Genomic DNA, 17,838 nt, shown 5'->3' with positions numbered 1-17,838 from the left:
ATTGCGTACCGATATGCGGCGAGAGTATCGAGCAAATGTATAGGGACGGGTTAGCGCGGCCAATGTATGCGGTGGGCGAATGGGGATGACCTCGGCACTCCGCAATCAAGCACTCCTGAGAATTCGGTCAGACTAAGGACCCGCTCAACCGTCTGTCCAAACAACTGGGTCATCGAGCGCCCCTCTCAGTCCGCCTATCTTAGGTCGAGGGTGCCATCTGTGACTAGGCGCGGTTGTCGATCCGCATCAGAGATTGGCCACTTCACGCCGTCCCCCGCGAGGTCATCTTTGGTCAACTGCGGCGCTGCGATGACATCGATGAGGAGGTCTGCCATCTGATCTTCGAGGTTCACTAGTTGGGTAAGTATGGAAAGGAGCTCGGTGAGTTCGGTTGACCAGGAAGAGCTCCAATGTGTGGCGTTGATGTCGTCGAGTGGGGAGGTGTAGCGCTTCTTCGGCGCTGCCATGCGGTAATTGAGCCAGGATGTGAGGACATTAGCGCCCCCGACGACGTATTCAGTGGCTTCCCGAGTGACATTCTCCCAACGTCCTGGCCCGACGTGGAGGGTTTGCGTCGCTGGGTTGTAGCTCCAGCTGGTCGGTATGCCAGGACCGACCGCTACCTCGTAACTGGGGAGCAAAGTTCCGATGCCGCAGTCTCGGACGTCGGTGTATCCCTTGGGATGGGCGCCAGCCGCGCCATAGGTTTGGAGCCATTGAAGATGGCGTCCGTGTCCGACGGCTCGCTTCCAAAGGCGAGCGTCCGTGGTAATCGGAATTCGGATCCCGGGGGTGTGGAGTTCATCGTCGAACTGGGCGACGAAGCCGGAGTGCCCGGCGATTCCAGCAATGTAATCGAAGACTTCTTCATCACTGACAATCTGGCCGAAATGCTTCCTGAGTGCGGCGGTCAGACCCGGGGCTAGGTTGGGGGTTCCATCTGGGTGGATCTTCGGAAGCGCGCGTCCGCCACCGCTACCCCGGAAGTGATGAACGTCAGGGATGAGGTCGGTGTAGACGAGACCAGGGCCAGTGCGGGGATATTCGGAATGGAGTTCGTAGGCGAAGATCTGATCGGGTACTCGTCCGTGCCATAGCTTGGGGGAAGGCCGGTTCAGGAGCCTGCTATCCGCGATGACGTATTGGCGGTCAAGCACTCGGTAGCCACAGCGAACCACCTGAAACTGGGTGAGCATGGGGATGTCTTGGAACGCACGCCTGGTGCCCTGTTCGGTGTCTACTCCCGGCAGAGGTTTCTTGGTCTTGGTCAAGGACGTGTTATCCGCGTTCAGAAATTTCTCTGCTTTGGCTTGCGCGTTATCCTCGTTGATCACGTCACGTAGACGAGCTTCGAGGATGTCGACACTAGGTGCGTAGACCCAGCCTCGGCCGGCCATAATGCCGTTGTTGCGCCAGGGCAGTAGGTCATCGACGGCCGGATAGTCGTCCCATGTGGTGGCGGCTGCTGGTGTGAAGGGTGCTGTCCATTCGGTTCGCACGCTGCGCCACGACGGGTCGTCGAAGGTCAAGTGGGAAAGGGCTTCAAATTTCTCTTTCCGGGTGCCGTCGATATCGATATAGCGAATCTCGGCCGGGCTGTACTCGTCAGAGGCTTCTCCACGAAGGAACAGGGCAATAGCGACCGGGGTTTCGATGTTGAAGACGGCGTTGGCGGCGGGCGGCTGCTTGCCTTCGGGAGTCACGTTGATGATCCACCCGTGAGTTGCCGTTCGGCGCAGGTATTCACGCATGCCCATTGAAGCCCGGCCCGGCGAGATAGCCGGTGGCAGTAATGAAGCAGACCACGCCGTTTCCCCCGTCACTCACGTCGGGATCATTGGTGGATTCAAAGACCTTCCAGGTGGCCCAGCGCCAGAAGTAGACGTAGAGATTGCTGAGGTGGCGTTCGTGTTTGCCGTTGCCGTCTAGCTTGAATGCGCTGAGGGGAGTTTGGCCGGTTGCTTGGTCGATGCCGTTCTCAATCCAGCCGCCCATTCCTCCGGCATGGTCCTTGTACGGTGGGTTGCCGATACAGACTTGGATGTTGCGTTCACGCTTCATCTTGTTAGCAAGTTGGCGCTGTCTGGCAACCAGTTGAGCGGTGTAGGAGAGCTGCTCATCGCTGGCGCTTAGCGGGTCTTCGAGGGTATCCGCCACGTACAGGTTGAGGCCTGTGCTGGGCATAGTGGCCTCGAGTTCATGGATGGCCGCAGTAATCCGGAGTTCGCCGACCGAGAATGGTCCCGATTGGAGTTCGATACCGAACAATCGAGCTACGGCACTGCTGACGGCCTCTGGGCCTGCCCCTTTTCCGTACTGTGCTTTGGCGGCACCGGAGACATGGCGTAGCACCGAGAGTGGGTAGGTGCCGGTACCCATGGCGGGGTCGACAATCGACACGTTGGGGTTGCGGAGGCCCTCAGGTTTCCCGAGGTACTCCTTGAGGACGGTATCGGTAAGCCGAACCATCGCATCGACGACAGGAACAGGTGTGTAGTACGAGCCGGACTTGCGACGCTTCTCGGGGTCGTAGCTGGCAAGGAAGTCCTCGTAAAGGTGGAGGTAAAGGAGGTCACCGGACGCCTGCAGTCGTATCCAGTCCGCAGCGTCGAGGACGCGGACGATGATCTCGATAGCGGTCCAAGTCGGGGTGCCCTCGACGTGTTCCGTAAGCAGGTTCAGCGCCTTGCCCATGAGGGTGTGGTGGCTTTCCAGTTGCTTAGCCACGTCGCGGATCGGGGAGTTGCCAAGATCGATGCCTTCGCTGAGCGCCAACAGCAGAGCAAATACGACCGTTTGCGCGAACCCGTCTGCAAACTCGGCGTCTCGGGCTTGCGGGAAGAGTAGGCGTCTCCAGTCCTTGGCAATCCCGGTGAACGGCATCGTCGTCGGGTCAGCGCCGCCCTTGATAACCTTGCGCTCCGCCCGGAGTGCGTCGTGCACTTCCTCGCGGAGGAGGCGAGAAAGGGGTGCAAGCGTGTCTACTAGTTTCGGCACCGAGGTGATCGGAACGGGGCTCCACCGGAGGAAGGACCCCACGATGAGTTCGAGGCGTCCGGGGGCCTTCAGAATGCCCTTGTGGTGCTCCAGGTCCGCAGCGTGGACACTGACTGGTTCGTCGACCAGCTCGCCGAATCGCCACAGCCGAAACTCAGTGCCGTTGGTGTGAAGCAGATTTGGCAATTCCTTAAGTCGCTGCCACTGCTTGTAATTGTGGGTGCTCGGCCCATACGTGGATGGGTTGAGGCTGGTACCGGGAGCCTTCAACTCAATGTGTCCGATGACACCACCGTTGACGCGAACACCGAAATCGGGACGAACCGAGCCTTCGAGTTCAGTGACCTCGTCGTGAGGGATCACTTTGAGGCCGAACAGTTCACCTGCTTGCTCAATAAACTGCGCTATCGGCGTGACCAGAAGAGCCTCGCGCTCGCCGGGTCCGGTGAGCCGCGCCTTCGCAGTCTTGCCATAGTCCGAAACTATGTCAGCAAACGTCACTGCACTCCCTCCTATGGCGCCCACGGGTCAACTTGGACCGCCAAGAGCAGTTCCCGCGGAACTCTACGGGAGCTAACGATAGACAGCTGTTTGAAACTGACGCACGTCGCTATCGCGAGCGCATAGCAATCTGCCCTCCCCCATCTCCTGGACGTTCCGCCGATAAGCGTGATTCCGTTAAATTCGCAGGTCAGAAGAGCGACATTGGCTTTCACGCCAGGACTGACCGTACCGATCGTCTGCCCAATCCCCGCCGCTGACGCACAGTCCACGTGCCCTCACCAGTCAGGTAGCACCTAAGAGCGCCGGTCCTCGGCACCAGCTGGCGCCCTGTCTTCCCTGGCCTTGGTGATGGTGGCCACATGCTAGCGCATGCGCTAGCATGTGGTGGTGACGAAGGCCGACAAGCTCAGAGCCGCAATCGAGCGCAACCCGAAGTCGGTGTCCTACAACGATCTGCACGCACTGTGCCTGCGAGTCTTCGGTGAGCCTCGCCAGCAGGGCACCAGCCATGCGGTGTTCAAGATGCCCTGGCCGGGCGACCCCCGAGTGAACATTCAGCGAGGCAAGAACGGGGAGGCTAAGCCGTACCAGGTCAAACAGGTACTCGCAGCGATCAAGAAGATGGAGGAGCAGTCATGAGCGATATCGATGTCCGTCGCTATTCGTACCGAGTTCAGTGGTCCCCCGAAGACAACGAGTACGTAGCTACCGTGCTGGAGTTTCCGTCACTGTCCTACCTCGAGCAGGACCAAACAGACGCCCTCCAAGGCCTCGTTGAGGTCGTGGCCGGCGTCGTCGACGACCTCACCGCCGCGGGCGAGATGGTGCCGCAGCCGTTCGCCGAACGCTCCTACAGTGGCACCATCTACGTCCGCACCTCCGCAGAGGTCCATCGACGTCTGGTGATGGAGGCAGCAGAAAACCACGTCTCCCTGAACCAATGGGCCGCCCAGCGACTCGCCAGCGCGTAATCCGCCGTCTGCGAAGTAGGCGCATGCGCCGCTAATGTTGCATTCCGTCAAGTACGCAGATCAGCGGGGTACAACTGTGCAGGAGATCGACGTTTCTGGCCCCTGCGACGTGAACGGATCGCCCTCGGCGCTCGTCGACGCTCGGGCGCGCCATCAGCTGATCGAGGATCAAATGTGACACCCCCTGAGACAGGCCCCGACGGCCGGTCGGACCTCGCTGTTCGACGCACAATCGAGCCACACGGCGTGATCGTGCCGGCGCGAATGACCGGTGACGAGCCCCTCACCGCTGACGGCAACAATCTCCCAGGCGGGCCGGTGATCGACTTTTGGCAATGGTCAATGTCGAGCCTGCTCGACAACACCGTCCGCGGACTGTTCGCCGAGTATCTCGTCGCTCGCGCGCTCGGAGTCACTCACGCCGGCGTACGCGTCGAATGGGACGCCGTCGACATCGTCACCGAGAGCGGACTGCGGGTCGAGGTCAAATCCGTCTCGTTCCTGCAGAACTGGGCGCAGACTCGTGTCTCCACCCCCACCGTGAGCATTCCCGAGACCCTCGCGTGGGATGCACACACCGGCCGGTACGAGCCTGCGTCTCGGCGTCAAGCCGATGTGTACGTCGTCTGCGTCCTCGACGTCACTGACGTGGCTGACCTGGATCCGCTGAACCTGGATCATTGGCGCTTCCTCGTCGTACCTACACGCGTTCTCAACACAGAAGTCCCGGGCCAGAAGTCGATCGTCCTCCACCGCCTGGCCGCCCTACCTGGTGTCACCGAGTGCACCTACACCGACCTCCGGGACACCGTGGAAACAGTGGGAACGCCCTAATCTAAGGCGAGGGGCGGCCCGTAATTTCAGGCCACGGGGCCACGCCGATAAGTCGCGATTTGACGGGCTTCGGCGCTGTCCACGCCACCTTTAGCTCCCCTCGTGGCTAGTCGAGCTCCAGCAACCTAAGCTCGCTTCATGGAATTTGTGCGATCAGTTCCGGTGCCGTTGAAGACGCATCCTTTCTTCACGGAGAGGTGGCTTCAAGAGCAGATCATCAACGATGTCTCGATCTTGGGGCTAGGAATCTCTGACCTCGATGTCAAAGATGTCGAGCGACGCCAACCGAGCGCCGGTCGCCTAGATCTTCTACTGTTCGACCCTGAAACCACCACACGCTACGAGGTCGAAATCCAACTCGGCCCCACAGACGAGTCCCACATCATCCGAACCCTCGAGTACTGGGACAATGAACGGCGGCGATTTCCCCAGTACGACCACGTCGCCGTCCATCGTCGCCGAGGAGATTACGGGCCGCTTCCTTAACGTCATCAGCCTGTTTAACCAGGCAATTCCGCTGATCGCGATCCAAATGTCCGCACTCGATGTCGGCGGTGCCCTTACCTTGCACGCCACCAAGGTGCTCGACCTCGCCCTGCCCGCACCCGAGGAAGACGACGACTCTGGACACGAGACCGACCGTAGCTACTGGGAGAATCGCGCCCACCCCGCGATTCTGAAGTTGACCGATCAACTACTGGAATTGATCAACGAGGAAGGATCCAATGTCACGCTCAAGTACAACAAGCACTACATCGGCCTCCAACAGGCCGGGCTGGCAAATAACTTCATCACCTTCCGGCCCCGCAAGAAGAACGTCACCCTCGAAGCGCGGATCGACCGTACCGACACCCTCGACTCTGCTATCGAGAACTGGGGACTATCCGCCCTCACCTATGACAAGCGGTGGCGGCGCTATCGCGTCAGCTTAGACAGCAGCGACTTGGCCAGTAACGAGACTGCGATCCGTGCGCTAATCAAGATGGCCCGCGGCATCCCCGTCGACGACGCCCTCGACGCGACCGCCTCGTAGACCAATTTCGATCCGCTGCACCTAACGGCGGCACTCACGCATTGCTCGCTAACCCGGGTGATTCACGGAGCGGGAGGGCCGCTGCTCTCGCGTGGCGGAAGGGCCGATTTCGCTGGTGGGTGTGCGGGAGCGCCGGCTGGCGCTGCCGGTGGGCGGGTCTCCGGGTGGTGATGTCGTGGGCGGGCAGGTGAGGTCAGGCGGGTTTGGGGATCGCGGCGATCGTGTTGAACACGGCGACTATGGCGGTGGCCCACGGCCACGTTTCGGGGATCTTCACGCGTCGTCTTCGGCCGCTGCGGACCAGTCGCGCGGCGACGTGGAGGAAGCGGTAGCGCAACGCTTTGGGTTCGCACAAGGCCAGGACTGCTGCCTCGCCGGTGCAGGCCAGCATCCGTGTCCAGGTCACCAGGTCCGCGGCGAGCATCACCGCCACGAGCCAGGCCTGGTTGAGAGCAAACTCCCGCGAAGGCAGACGGCCCAAGCCGGTGTTCTTGGCGTGGCGGATCCGGTCCTCGACCCGCGCGTGAGCCCGATGCCGTGCTTCGAGGAACTGCAGTTGGCCGGTGGCAGTGTTGGTGACAAACGCCTGGTAGCGCCACCCGTCGACTTCTTCGAACATCGACAACTGGGCGCCCGGGTGGGGCCGTTCGCGGCGGACGACCACGCGCATCCCGCCCGGCCACTTGGCGAGCATCCTGGGACTGAGGAAGCCGGTCAGCTCGGCAACCTCGGCCCCGTCCCGGATGTCGCCGGAGGGGTTCAAAGCCGGCCCCCACGCAGCCTCTGGGCAGATCGCGATGGCGCGGCGCAACGGGGCGGTGATCGAGAAGCCGACCGAGTACTCCACACGTCGACCACGGACGCCGTTCTGCTCGGTGATCCAATCCAGCAAGTCATGCGAGGCGCCGGCCCCATCGGAGCGAATCAGCAGGTCACGCCGGTGAGCAGCGGGGATCTGCGCGATCGCCTGGCCCAGGACGTCGATGTGGTCGGCGGCAGTGTTTGACCCGGCGTTGCCCGGCCGCAAGCTCGCGGCGAGGAACTCTTCTGTGTTGTCGCACCACACGCCGATTCCGGTGGTAACCGAACGTGCGCTTGTACGTCGGCGCGGCATTCTCTTTCTCGCTGTGGGTGACCACGATGGTGGCATCGACATCGAGCACGATCGTCGATCCCAGGTCCCGACCTGCACACTTGGATGCGGGCACCCCGCCGGGCAGGTGGGACCACACGTGCCGCCGAGCCCGGGCCCGCGCGACCTGGATCTTCTTGCGCTTTCCGGCGGTGACCTCATCGAGGGTGCGCCACACCGTCGGGGCCGAGGCCACCGGGCCCAGAGCGTCAGATTGGTGGCGCAGGGCGCCGATATCTGAGATCGATTCGCCGCCATCGGCGAGCATGACCGCGGTGTCGATCAGCACCCGGCCGCGGTCATGGATCGGGATGAACCGCCGGCGGGCCATGGCCCCCGATAGCTCGCCTGTCAGGCCGACCTGATCAGCCAGAAGGCGTGGCGCGATGGCTCCGGCGTGAGAGATCACCCCGACACCATCAGCAGTAACGGACAGACCGGCCGACCACGAAGTACGCTTCACCTACCGAGTGCTTTCTGCTGGAGAACATGGATCCTTAGACAAGAACCAGTTTCCCCTGTTCAGAAAGCACTTCGGTGCATTTTCACCCAGCAATCCGCAGATCCCCGTGAATCACCCGGGCTAACCTCCCACTGTGAGGAAGTCCGGTCACTCTGGGTATGACTGGGCGACCACGAGCAGTACAGCTCTAAGGCTCTGACGAGACCACACCAGTGGCATCATCGACCCATGAGCGAATTCAAGTTTGGAACGCCGCGAACCTACAAGAACCAGGCTGGAAACGAGACGACTGAATGGCCCGACGGGCTCAAAGTCGTCCGCATGGCTGACGGTCGCGTCAAGATGGGGCGACAAGGATCACAGCTCCGCGGCGGGCCAAAGGGCGTACAAGTGCAGCAGTTCGCAAAGGGGACAAACCCGACCGCGCACATCATCGCAGCCTTCGACACCATCGAGGGTGACAACTGACCCTGTTGCAGCCTGGGGAACCGACAAACCGCTCCCGGACGGCGGCGGCTACAGCTCCGCCACTACAGCTGACCGCGACGCACTAGTCTGATCAACAAATCACGCTCGCCACTTCGCCGATAAGTCGCGTTACGTCAAGTAGCGCAGGTCAGGGGCCATTTCTGGCCTCTCCTGCTAGCGTTGCGCCCATGTGTGGACGCTACTCGATCGCCGCTCCCGGACAGGCGATCCTCTCCGCGCTCGAGGCCGACGGCGCGGCCGACGGATTCGACTGGTCGCCGGTGTACTCGGTGTCGCCCCGCACGCATGCCCCGATCGTGCGTGATCGCCTGGTCGACGACGTCCGCGTGCGTGAGGCCGAGTTGTCCACCTGGGGCCTGCACCCGTCGTGGGCCAAGGACTCCGGTCCCCGGCCGATCAACGCCCGCCTGGAGACCGTTGCCACCAACGGCATGTTCCGCTCGGCGTTCTCCTCCGCGCGCGCCCTGGTCCCGATGACGGGCTACTACGAGTGGCAGGAAGTCGTCGAGGGCGGCAAGAAGGTCAAGAACCCCTCCTACATCCACACCCCCGGCGACGAGCTCCTCGCCGCCGCCGGTCTCATTGCCGCCCGGCAGGACGACGACGGGACGTGGTCGACGACGTTCACGATCATCACCCGTACCGGCGAAGACGCCGCCGGCGAGGTCCACCACCGGATGCCGGTGTTCCTCTCTCCCGCCGCGTGGGACACCTGGCTCGCCCCGGGCAAGGTCGACGACAAGGACGCCCAGCTCGACGTCTTGGACGCCGAATCCAAGTCGGCGGCCGGCACCCTGCGGACCCGCCGGGTGTCGCGGGCGGTCAACAACAACCGCACCCTCGACCGCACCGACCAAGGCCTCATTGCACCGCTGACCTGACCCCTCCCCCACCGTCACGGTCGACGTCTCAGTGCCATGACACACTCGCCCACCCCGACGAGGGCAGGAGGCGAGGATGAACGAGGAGGACGACCTTCAAGGGGACCGGGCGACGCCACAAGCATCCGATCGAGAGCGCAGGCTCGCGGACGCACTGACCGCCGCAGTACTCCGCCGGCTCGGACTCGACGACTACGACGAAGCTCCTCGGCGACGTTCTGCAGCCAGGTCCGCGAGCGTGCGACCACCCGAAAAGGCGGGCTTGCCGTCGGCACCGTGACACCCATGCCGCCCCGCCTCACGGTGGGCGCACCTCAAGTCTGACTGCAAAGAACGCGCATGGAGCTCTGGGAGCTCGGCAACTCCCCGCCAGTAACTGCCTCCAGTCCCCCAGTCCAGCTCGCCGCGGCCAGCCAGACCGCGATACCAACGCAGCAGCCGCACGAATTCCGCCTCGTCGACACGGGCAGCGGCAGCTCGGATCTGCTTGACGAAGTCAGGTCTGGTCACGGCGCAGCACGGTAGCTCGCGTCAAGGACATCGACTCACTGTCCCGTCACGGCGCCGTAGCGCCGTGGCGCTTTATTGCCATAGTGGCGTGGCGCTACAGCCACTCGGCGTCGTGGACTCATAGCATCACGGCATGCCCATCCTCACGATCGCCCACACCAAGGGCGGAGTCGGAAAGAGCACTACCACCGTCTATCTCGCGGCGGCGGCCCATGCTCGCGACATGTCCGTGCGCGTAGTCGACCTCGACCGCCAGGGCACGACCATGGCGTGGGCCGAAGCGGCGGCCGCGGCTGGCGCTCCCCTACCTTTCGAGGTCGGTACATCCATCCCCGTCGACGACCCCGCCATCCTGACAATCGTGGACACCCCGCCCGGCGAGGCGAAGGCCATCCAGGAGGCCATCGACGCCGCGGACCTCGTCGTCATCCCTTCCCGGGCCACCCCCGCAGACCTCGCGCGGGTCTACCCCACCGTGTCGACCACACGGCACAAGCCGACAGTCGTCGTGCTCACCTCTATCCGTCTCGGGACTCGGCTACTCGAGCAAGCTCGGGATCTCCTCGCCGCGGACGAGATCGCAACCGCGCAGACGACGATCCTCCAACGCGAAGCGATCGCTGCGTCCTTCGGCTACCCCCCTAGTCGCCTCCATGGCTACGACGACCTCCTCACTGAACTCCTGTCCACCGAACTCCTGGGAGACCACCGTGGCTAAGCCCTCACTCAAGGATCAGCTGAATGCTCAGCGCACCGCGAACGCCTCGACACAGAACACGCCGGTTCAGTCGACATTCCGCCAAGACGAAGGAGCTGAGCCGCGCGTACGCACCTCGATGTACCTACCCGAGTCCCTCGCCCGCGAACTGCGCGTCCGCGCCGCCAACGAAGGCATCCGCGCCAATACCATCGTCGTCGACGCTTTAGCGTCATACCTCCACGGCACTACAGCGCTCTAGCGTACTAGCGCTGAAACTGCATAGCGCTGTAGCGCTACAGCGCTTCGTTGTTGAAGCCTCGTAGCACTACAGTGCCAAAACGTCGTATTGCTGCAATGCTACGGCGCCACAGCATTGAACCCGCTCCGGAAGTGTGCCTCGAGCCGTGCGCACCCAACGGGATCGCGCATCTCCCGACGCAAGTCGTGATCCACTCACTGCGCTACAGCGCCAGCACGCTATAGCGGCATAGCGTCATAGTGCTGTGACGCCGACTACGGGGAGAGTGAAAGCACTGTCGGGCTTGTCTGGCCACCACGGCGCACTCATCGACGCAAGACGGCGATCCGCCACCGAATCACACGTATGTAACTCAATTGAGCGTGTCGTCGAGATTTGCGGGGTCACAAATGACACGGTGGCCATCATGGCGACGAAACGACCCGGCCCCGGCCGGCCATCCCTGGGGGAGAGGACCGCACTGAAGGTGCGCCTCCCCGTCGATCTATACGAGGCTGTCCGTGCCGAGGCAGAGTCTCGTGGAATCTCGATGAACCAGGTTGTCGTGGAAATCGCCAGTCGATCTCTCGAACACAAGGAGGCGCTGTCTGCGTAACTCGGCCAGAGATCCTGGTCGACACCTGAACATTCGCAGCCCCTAGAACGACTGAGTCCGGCCCTCTTGCCGGAGGGCCGGACTCTCAAAGTCGAAGAGATTCGAGTTGCCGCTCGAGTCTCGGGGTTGCTCACCTAGAAGGAGAGCAGTGCTTGACGGCACCTCTCAGGGTAGGCCATACCCGTCTGGCGGTCCAGAGGAGCGTCACGGCGTGTCTTGCCCTGACGACACCACCACCGTGTGGCCCGCCCCATCGTGGGACGAGTTGGCCACCGCCTGGAGCCCACGCCCATACGTGCGGGTGGATCCCGAGCTGTCGCATTCCTACGTGCGCCAGCACCGGCTCGACGCCGGCGCCCCGCCGAGCGGGGTGCCCTACGCTGTGCCGCTCACGGATGTCGATGGCCGCTTCCGGCTACTCGCGTTCGACTTCGACGCCCACACTTCCGGCACCGCCGAGACCGCTCGACGTGAGGCCGCGCAGCTGTCCCAGGTGCTCGCGGAGGCGGATCTGGCGCATCTGGTGTGCTTGTCGGGGCCCGGTGGGGGAGTGCACGTCTGGGTCCGTCTGAACGCCGCGGTTCCTGCTCGCCGAGTCGCCGATCTGGCCGACCTGCTCTCGACTGCGTTCTCGAGTTTGGATACCGGTGCCCTGCGCAATCCGGTCACCGGTTGTGTTCGTGCTCCGGGCTCACCCCACCGCCTCGGCGGCATCTCCCGCCCACTCGGGGACACCGCAATCACCGCCGTACGCCCGGCCGAGCTCTTCGAGACCCTGACCGAGCACTTCACACATACTCACCCGGCCCCCACCACCAATAACCAGAGCACCTCATCGATCACCGTCGCGATGGACCCAGCCGGAGACCCCCTCCTGCCCGGACCCAAGCGCCCCCTGGCCCCGTGTCACGTCGCGCTCGCACGCCGCCCTCTGGATGCCGCAGAGGACGCCTCCTCGCGCGCCTGGTCACTACTGCTGGCCTGCGCACACGCCCGATGGACGTTCACCGACCTGCACAAGGCCGCGTTCGATGAACGGTGGCCCGGACTGGAGTACCTGCGCACCACCCGCACCGACACCAGCTCGCGCACCCCGCGTACACCGGGCGCCGGCCTGGAGGTGGCGCGCCGACAGTGGGCCCGCGCAGTGGCCGCCGCAGCGACAACCCCCACCAGGCCCGCCACGGCCAGTCCCGAGCGCAAGCACGTCCAGGCGCTCATCGCCGAACACCTCTCCGCCGTGGATGCCCACCCCGACAGGTGGCGCGGCAAGACCGGCGCCCAGGACCGCCTCCTGCTGCTCGCCCTAGCCACGCGCATGCACGCCGCCGCCCGCGAGGTCGTGCACCTCTCCGAACGGGACTGGGCCCTGACCGCCGGCTGCACCCGCGACGTCGTCAACGACCGCCTCCCTGCACTTCTGCAAGAGGGGTGGCTGGCACGCCCGCAGCGATCCGCCGGGCCATGGGCCGCCACATGGACCCTCCACGTACCGGGGGGCGGGAAGAAAAGAAGTGGTGCAGTTTTTTTCGAGCCTCGGTGGAAGGAGGTGCTCGGCGAGCTCTCGGTGGCCCGCGAGGACATCTGGCACGCCGGCGGGTTGGGAGTCTTGGGCCTGCGGCTGTGGCAGCACCTCTGTGCGTGTCGGGGCAGGGGAGGGGCCCGTGCTGCTGCGCGGGCCCTCGGGGTGACCGTCGCCACGGTGCGCACCAAATGGCGGGCCCTGCGCACCGTGGGCTTGGTCAATGCGCGCGGGCACGCCTACACCGGTGCCGGGCGCCTGGCCGCGGCGGCCCGCACCGCCGGGGTGACCGGGGCGCACGCCGACAGGATGCGGCTCTACCAGCTGCAATCAGCGGTGTTCGTGTGGTGGTTCACCGCCCGCTACGCCCCAGGCGCCTCCGACGCGATAGGGGAGTGGGGGCCGTTTCCCACCCCGTCCGCCGCCGCGGAGGTGCACCCGGTCGACATCGCCTTGACCTACGGCGCCGCGTCCCTTGGCCCCCCGCCGGAGGCCACGGTGTGGGCCGCGGCGATGGTCGCCCAAGACGCCCACCGCCACCTCGACCCTGAATCCTGGCGCAGCCTGGTCGCCGAGAGCAGAGCCGCCCTGCCGGCACCCGAGATGCTCGTCAGCGCCTACCGGGTCGGCACCACCGCCGCCTGACCGCATCCACGTGCCCACCGGAGATGCGTGCTCGCGCGGCGCAGATGTGTCTGCGACCGGCGTGGATAGGGTGGCGCCATGACGACGCCAGCGCACCCACCGGCAGGGTATGACCAGGTTCTGGCCCGTCTGACCGCCGAGGTGCGCGCCGCCCAGACCCGTGCCCTGCGCGTGGTCTCTACGGGGATGGTCCAGCTGTACTGGACGATCGGCAACACCATCCTGGAACGCCAAGCCGAGGAAGGATGGGGCACCAAGGTCGTCGATCGACTCTCCGACGACCTGCGCAAGCAGTTTCCCGACCTCAAGGGACTGGGCCGGGCGAACATTCACTCCATGCGTCGGTTCGCCGCTGCGTGGACGTGGGACGAAGTTGTCCAACAGCCTGTTGGACAACTTCCCTGGGGGCACATCATCGAGCTCCTGGCCCGCACCGACGACCCCCAGCTACGTAGGTGGTACGCCGCCCAGGCCGTCGAGCACTCCTGGACCCGCGCGGTCCTGCACCACCACCTGTCCACCGGCCTGCACGACCGGCTCGGCGCCGCCCCCACCAATTTCGACCAGCACCTCGAACCCCGCGAGGCCAGCCGCGCCGCCCAGGTGATCAAGGATCCCTACGTGTTCGACTTCCTGGCCCTGGGGGAGAGGGCCACCGAACGGGACCTCGAGCAGGCCCTCATGGACCGCCTCACCGAGACCCTGATGGAACTCGGACGCGGATTCACCTTCGTCGGCCGACAACTGCGCTTCGACGTCGACGGCGAGGACTACTTCCCCGACCTGGTGTTCTTCCACACCGACCAACTCCGCTACGTCGTCGTCGAGCTCAAGATCGACCGGTTCAAACCCGACTACGCCGGCCAGCTCGGCTTCTGCGTCGCCCTGGTCGACGACACCCTGCGCAACCCCGCCCTGCACGCCCCCACGATCGGGCTCCTGCTGTGCGCGACCCGATCGGACGCCGTCGTCCGCTACGCCCTGGCCGACTACACCACCCGCCCCGCCGAAGCGGCAGGACTGCACCTGCCTACCACCGACGAGATCGAAGCACTCGTCGACACCACCCTCGCCGACACCACCTCGGGCGAGAACGAACCCGAGACCAGGTAGCAGGCCCTCCACCAACCCAACCCCGGCAACGGCCGAGTCATCGACGATCCCGCCTGCCCGCCTCGGGCGTTGTCCCCGTCGTCGAGGCCACACCCGACTTTGTGCAGAACATGCGCCCGAAGAAATGAAACTTATAGTCTGTAGACTCTTAGTCGTCGTCGCTGGATGTTAGGTGGGTGCAGGATGACGCGGACCTTCTCGAGGAGTTCGGTCGCCGCCTGCGCCATCAGCGCACCGCCATCGGCCTCTCCCAGGAAGAGCTCGCGCACCGCTGCGGGATGCACCGCACCTATGTCAGCTCGGTCGAGCGCGGGGAACGCAACATCGCGCTACTCAACATCGTCTCCCTGGCCACGGCATTGGGCACCGACGCGAGCACCTTCGTCGCCGGTCTTTCGAGAGGTCCGTGACGCATGCGCTGACCGGCGGTACCGGCTGTGAGCGTGAAGCGGATCAAGATTTACGCCGAGTGTCTAGCGCCGACGCCGTCTCAGCGGGAAGCTATCACCTCCGCGCTCTTCGAGCTCCGGTCCCCGACGGACGACGCGCTCACTCTGGCGCGGGCGGCGTGTCGACTTCTCCACGCGGTGGCCGACACCTGCCACACAGTGGTGTGTACCCCGTTCATCCCTGTCGACGCCGACGGGCAACTCCTGTCCGAGATCCCCTTCGTGTACCTGCGCATATCCACCATGTACGGGCACACCCTGACCGTTCCGCTTCGTCCCGCGACAGTGGCGGAACACTTCTACCCTTGTCGCGCTGCCGGCGGAGCCCAGGAACGGTTCTCTGCGCTGCTGGAGCCTCACCTTCCCGAGTTTGACGATCCCTACGTGCGGCGCCCGTTCCCCGACAAACCCGGCGTCAAGCCGCTGGTCGGATGCTCCTATGGATGTCAAGCGGCTTTGGCGAGGTCGGCGGTGGTCGGTGCTTGGGTGGCGGGGTCGCGAGCCTGTAGGTCGTTGATCAGGGCATGGTAGATCTCGCGCGCGATGTGGCGTTTGAGGCAGCGCATGATGTCTTTCTTGGACAGGCCTTGCGCGGTTCGTCGGTCAACGTAGGAGCGGGTGCGTTCGTCCCAGCGCATGCGGCTCAGTGCGATGGTATGCAGGGCGTGGTTCGCGGCCCGGTCGCCACCGCGGTTGAGTCGGTGTCGGTCTCGTCGTCCTGAAGAGGCAGGGATCGGGGCCACGCCGCACAGGTGCGCGAACGCCGCTTCAGAGCGCAGCCTGTCTGGGTTGTCGCCCGCGGTGGCCAGAAGCTGCCCGGCGACGTCAGGTCCCACGCCCATGCGGTTCATCAGGGTCGGAGCCGTCTGCGCGGTCAGGGCTTTCAGCTCGACGTCGAGGTCGGCGATCTCCTCACTCAGTGCCAGGATCCGGCGGCTCAGAATGCGTAGTGCCGCCTTGGTCGCGCCGAGGGGACTAGCGAGGTCGCCGGGACGGAACCGGGCGCAGACTGCGGCCAGCTCGCGGGCGGGCAGGCCACGCAACTGGGCTCGCAATTCCTCCGGAGCGGTGATCACCAGCTGCCTGGCCTGGTTGATCGCTTGGGTGCGGGCCTTGACCGCGGAGCGCCGAGGCACACGCAAGGCTCGGACGGCCTCCACGATCCCGTCGCGGGTCTTCGGCACGCCAGTGGCACGCCCGGAGGCGACCGCGGTAGCAGCGGCATAGGCGTCTATCGGGTCGGACTTGCCCTTCATCCGCCGGGTCTTGCGGTCGGGTCGGTCGACTTCGACCACCGGTAGTCCGGCCCGGGCCAGCACCCGAGACAGCTCGGCGCCGTAGGCTCCGGTGCCCTCGACCCCAACGGCCTGCACGGTGCCGTGGCCGCCGAGCCATGAAAGTAGCTGCCGGTACCCGGAACCCGTGGCCGGGAACTCTCGGTCGGCCAGATGCCGCCCGAGGGAGTCGATCACCGCCGCGTGATGGGTCTGGCCATGCGTATCCACTCCGGCGATGACATGCACGTGCTGATCGGACATCATGGTCACTGCTGCCTTTCTCGTTGATCCCGGTGGGGCAGCACGCGCCGGCCAGGCGGGCGGACAAGACAGTGGCGGGGCTTCTGAACCAAGCTCCTATGAGGTCACAAACGCCCGTCCGGTCGCGTGCGTAGCGATCCCCCGAGCGGGCCGACAAATCCGCTTCTAGTCAGCCACCGCGACGGTCAGCCCGTGAGTCAGACCCGCCCGAAGAACCACTACACACATCATCACTGTCAGCCCGTGAGTCAGACCCGCCCGAAGAACCACTACACACATCATCACTGTCAGCCCTGGTCCAGGGACGGCATCACCGTGCGGTACTACATCAACCACTGGTGCGCGGAACTCGGTCTGCTGACGCACACGCAGGAGGGGACCTCGCCGGGATATTTCTTCGAGGGCACGGCCATCACCTCCACCCAGGCACACAAGCTCCGCACGTCCAAGGCATGGGTCGATGACTCCGGGACCGTGCACCTGGACCGCTTCACCAGCGAGGACCTGCTTTCCCACGGGCAGGCACTCACTCACCTGCAACGAGCCCTCTCCGAACGTGGACTCATCGCAGGAGACAGACCCCTCACCCACGGCCCCCAGTCCCTGGCCAGCCTCCTTCGAACGGGCTCGACCGACTCCGACAACGGGGAGGACTCCTAGATCTGTCCCTGCCCGAATGAGATCTACCGCAGGTCTAGCTGTGGCCAGAGTCATCCACACGCCTGCGGGCCATCCACAGATCCGACCACCGGTACGAGCAGAAGCCAGAACGGCGATCCCGAGAAAGCCACGCTGGCAGCATGAATCCCTCCGCCGAGGACAACGCCATCGCACAACCGCTGCGCGGCAGCTACCCCGACGTGGTCGAGGCTGCTATCCACCTGGCCCGCCGCGGCGACTTCCGGGCGCGCCGCATCTCGATCGGCCCCCGCTCGGCGATCGTGACTCCCCAGCGGCGAGCCGACGGTGGCGTCGACGCTGCGGGGTTGGCGGCGCAGGTGTACGCGGTGTGCATGGACGCCTACTCCGCCACCGGCCATTACACCGACGGGATCTACACCGACCTGGCCGGCCAACCCCACATCCTCGGCGATCCCACCGAGTGAGTACCCCGGCCACGGCGACAAGGCGGCAAAGACGAATCAGAATTCAGCGCTAGAGCATGGCAGCGCTGTAGCGCTACAGCACTGTCGGCTCGCGGTG

Annotated in this window: 16 protein-coding genes and 1 pseudogene; 13 read left to right on the top strand and 4 right to left on the bottom strand. The window is 64.6% G+C overall.

Going from position 1 to position 17,838, the window contains the following annotated elements; translation table 11 throughout:
- Positions 1-194 precede the first annotated feature (194 nt).
- Both OVA21_RS19135 and OVA21_RS19130 read right to left on the bottom strand, forming a co-directional pair.
- Complete coding sequence (locus OVA21_RS19135) at positions 195-1,751, bottom strand: type ISP restriction/modification enzyme (RefSeq protein WP_268093233.1); 1,557 nt, start codon at positions 1,749-1,751, stop codon at positions 195-197.
- On the bottom strand, positions 1,744-3,498 hold the full coding sequence (locus OVA21_RS19130) for a type I restriction enzyme HsdR N-terminal domain-containing protein (RefSeq protein ID WP_268093232.1): 1,755 nt from the start codon (positions 3,496-3,498) through the stop codon (positions 1,744-1,746). Before OVA21_RS19130 ends, OVA21_RS19135 begins: the two co-directional genes overlap by 8 nt.
- Positions 3,499-3,888: 390 nt before the next feature.
- Here OVA21_RS19130 and OVA21_RS19125 point away from each other — a divergent pair, with 390 nt between their 5' ends.
- The 4 genes from OVA21_RS19125 (at position 3,889) to OVA21_RS19110 (ending at position 6,339) form a co-directional block, all read left to right on the top strand.
- The gene (locus OVA21_RS19125; protein WP_268093231.1) at positions 3,889-4,140 is read left to right on the top strand and encodes a toxin HicA; all 252 of its coding nucleotides are present in this window, start codon (positions 3,889-3,891) and stop codon (positions 4,138-4,140) included.
- Entirely contained in the window at positions 4,137-4,472 is a 336-nt protein-coding gene (locus OVA21_RS19120; RefSeq protein WP_268093230.1) for a type II toxin-antitoxin system HicB family antitoxin, read from the top strand. Before OVA21_RS19125 ends, OVA21_RS19120 begins: the two co-directional genes overlap by 4 nt.
- Positions 4,473-4,736: 264 nt before the next feature.
- Complete coding sequence (locus OVA21_RS19115) at positions 4,737-5,306, top strand: hypothetical protein (RefSeq protein ID WP_268093229.1); 570 nt, start codon at positions 4,737-4,739, stop codon at positions 5,304-5,306.
- Between the two features lie 409 nt (positions 5,307-5,715).
- Entirely contained in the window at positions 5,716-6,339 is a 624-nt protein-coding gene (locus tag OVA21_RS19110; RefSeq protein WP_268093228.1) for a hypothetical protein, read from the top strand.
- Positions 6,340-6,532: 193 nt separating this feature from the next.
- On the opposite strand, the pseudogene OVA21_RS19105 reads toward OVA21_RS19110, so the two are convergent.
- Positions 6,533-7,934: pseudogene (locus OVA21_RS19105) on the bottom strand (IS1380 family transposase).
- A gap of 228 nt (positions 7,935-8,162) precedes the next feature.
- Here OVA21_RS19105 and OVA21_RS19100 point away from each other — a divergent pair.
- From OVA21_RS19100 to OVA21_RS19070, 7 genes are all read left to right on the top strand, one after another.
- Positions 8,163-8,402 carry a hypothetical protein gene (locus OVA21_RS19100; RefSeq protein WP_268093227.1) on the top strand — a complete coding sequence of 80 codons (240 nt, stop codon included), beginning with the start codon at positions 8,163-8,165 and terminating at the stop codon, positions 8,400-8,402.
- Between the two features lie 188 nt (positions 8,403-8,590).
- Positions 8,591-9,304, top strand: a complete 714-nt coding sequence (locus tag OVA21_RS19095; RefSeq protein ID WP_268093226.1) for an SOS response-associated peptidase — start codon at positions 8,591-8,593, stop codon at positions 9,302-9,304.
- 643 nt (positions 9,305-9,947) lie between these two features.
- Complete coding sequence (locus tag OVA21_RS19090; RefSeq protein ID WP_268093225.1) at positions 9,948-10,532, top strand: ParA family protein; 585 nt, start codon at positions 9,948-9,950, stop codon at positions 10,530-10,532.
- Complete coding sequence (locus OVA21_RS19085) at positions 10,525-10,773, top strand: hypothetical protein (RefSeq protein ID WP_259842317.1); 249 nt, start codon at positions 10,525-10,527, stop codon at positions 10,771-10,773. The genes OVA21_RS19090 and OVA21_RS19085 overlap by 8 nt, the downstream gene beginning before the upstream one ends.
- Positions 10,774-11,579: 806 nt before the next feature.
- Complete coding sequence (locus OVA21_RS19080) at positions 11,580-13,535, top strand: hypothetical protein (protein ID WP_268093224.1); 1,956 nt, start codon at positions 11,580-11,582, stop codon at positions 13,533-13,535.
- A gap of 78 nt (positions 13,536-13,613) precedes the next feature.
- Positions 13,614-14,648, top strand: a complete 1,035-nt coding sequence (locus OVA21_RS19075; RefSeq protein WP_268093223.1) for a PDDEXK nuclease domain-containing protein — start codon at positions 13,614-13,616, stop codon at positions 14,646-14,648.
- Between the two features lie 176 nt (positions 14,649-14,824).
- Positions 14,825-15,058: a helix-turn-helix domain-containing protein gene (locus OVA21_RS19070; RefSeq protein ID WP_268093222.1), complete on the top strand. Its 234-nt coding sequence runs from the start codon at positions 14,825-14,827 to the stop codon at positions 15,056-15,058.
- 485 nt (positions 15,059-15,543) lie between these two features.
- Here OVA21_RS19070 and OVA21_RS19065 read toward each other — a convergent pair whose 3' ends face one another.
- Positions 15,544-16,635 (bottom strand): IS110 family transposase, encoded by a 1,092-nt coding sequence (locus OVA21_RS19065; protein ID WP_202959131.1) that lies wholly within the window; start codon positions 16,633-16,635, stop codon positions 15,544-15,546.
- Between the two features lie 243 nt (positions 16,636-16,878).
- Between OVA21_RS19065 and OVA21_RS19060 the strand changes: the two genes are divergently transcribed.
- Both OVA21_RS19060 and OVA21_RS19055 read left to right on the top strand, forming a co-directional pair.
- Positions 16,879-17,295 carry a hypothetical protein gene (locus tag OVA21_RS19060; RefSeq protein ID WP_268093221.1) on the top strand — a complete coding sequence of 139 codons (417 nt, stop codon included), beginning with the start codon at positions 16,879-16,881 and terminating at the stop codon, positions 17,293-17,295.
- 140 nt (positions 17,296-17,435) lie between these two features.
- Positions 17,436-17,741 carry a hypothetical protein gene (locus tag OVA21_RS19055; protein WP_268093220.1) on the top strand — a complete coding sequence of 102 codons (306 nt, stop codon included), beginning with the start codon at positions 17,436-17,438 and terminating at the stop codon, positions 17,739-17,741.
- Positions 17,742-17,838 lie beyond the last annotated feature (97 nt).

Origin of the sequence: Dietzia sp. SL131 (assembly GCF_026672565.1) — a bacterium.
GTDB classification, from domain to species: Bacteria; Actinomycetota; Actinomycetes; order Mycobacteriales; family Mycobacteriaceae; genus Dietzia; species Dietzia kunjamensis.
The sequence above is the reverse complement of the archived record's forward strand: the minus strand, read 5'-3'. Positions and strand labels throughout refer to the sequence as shown.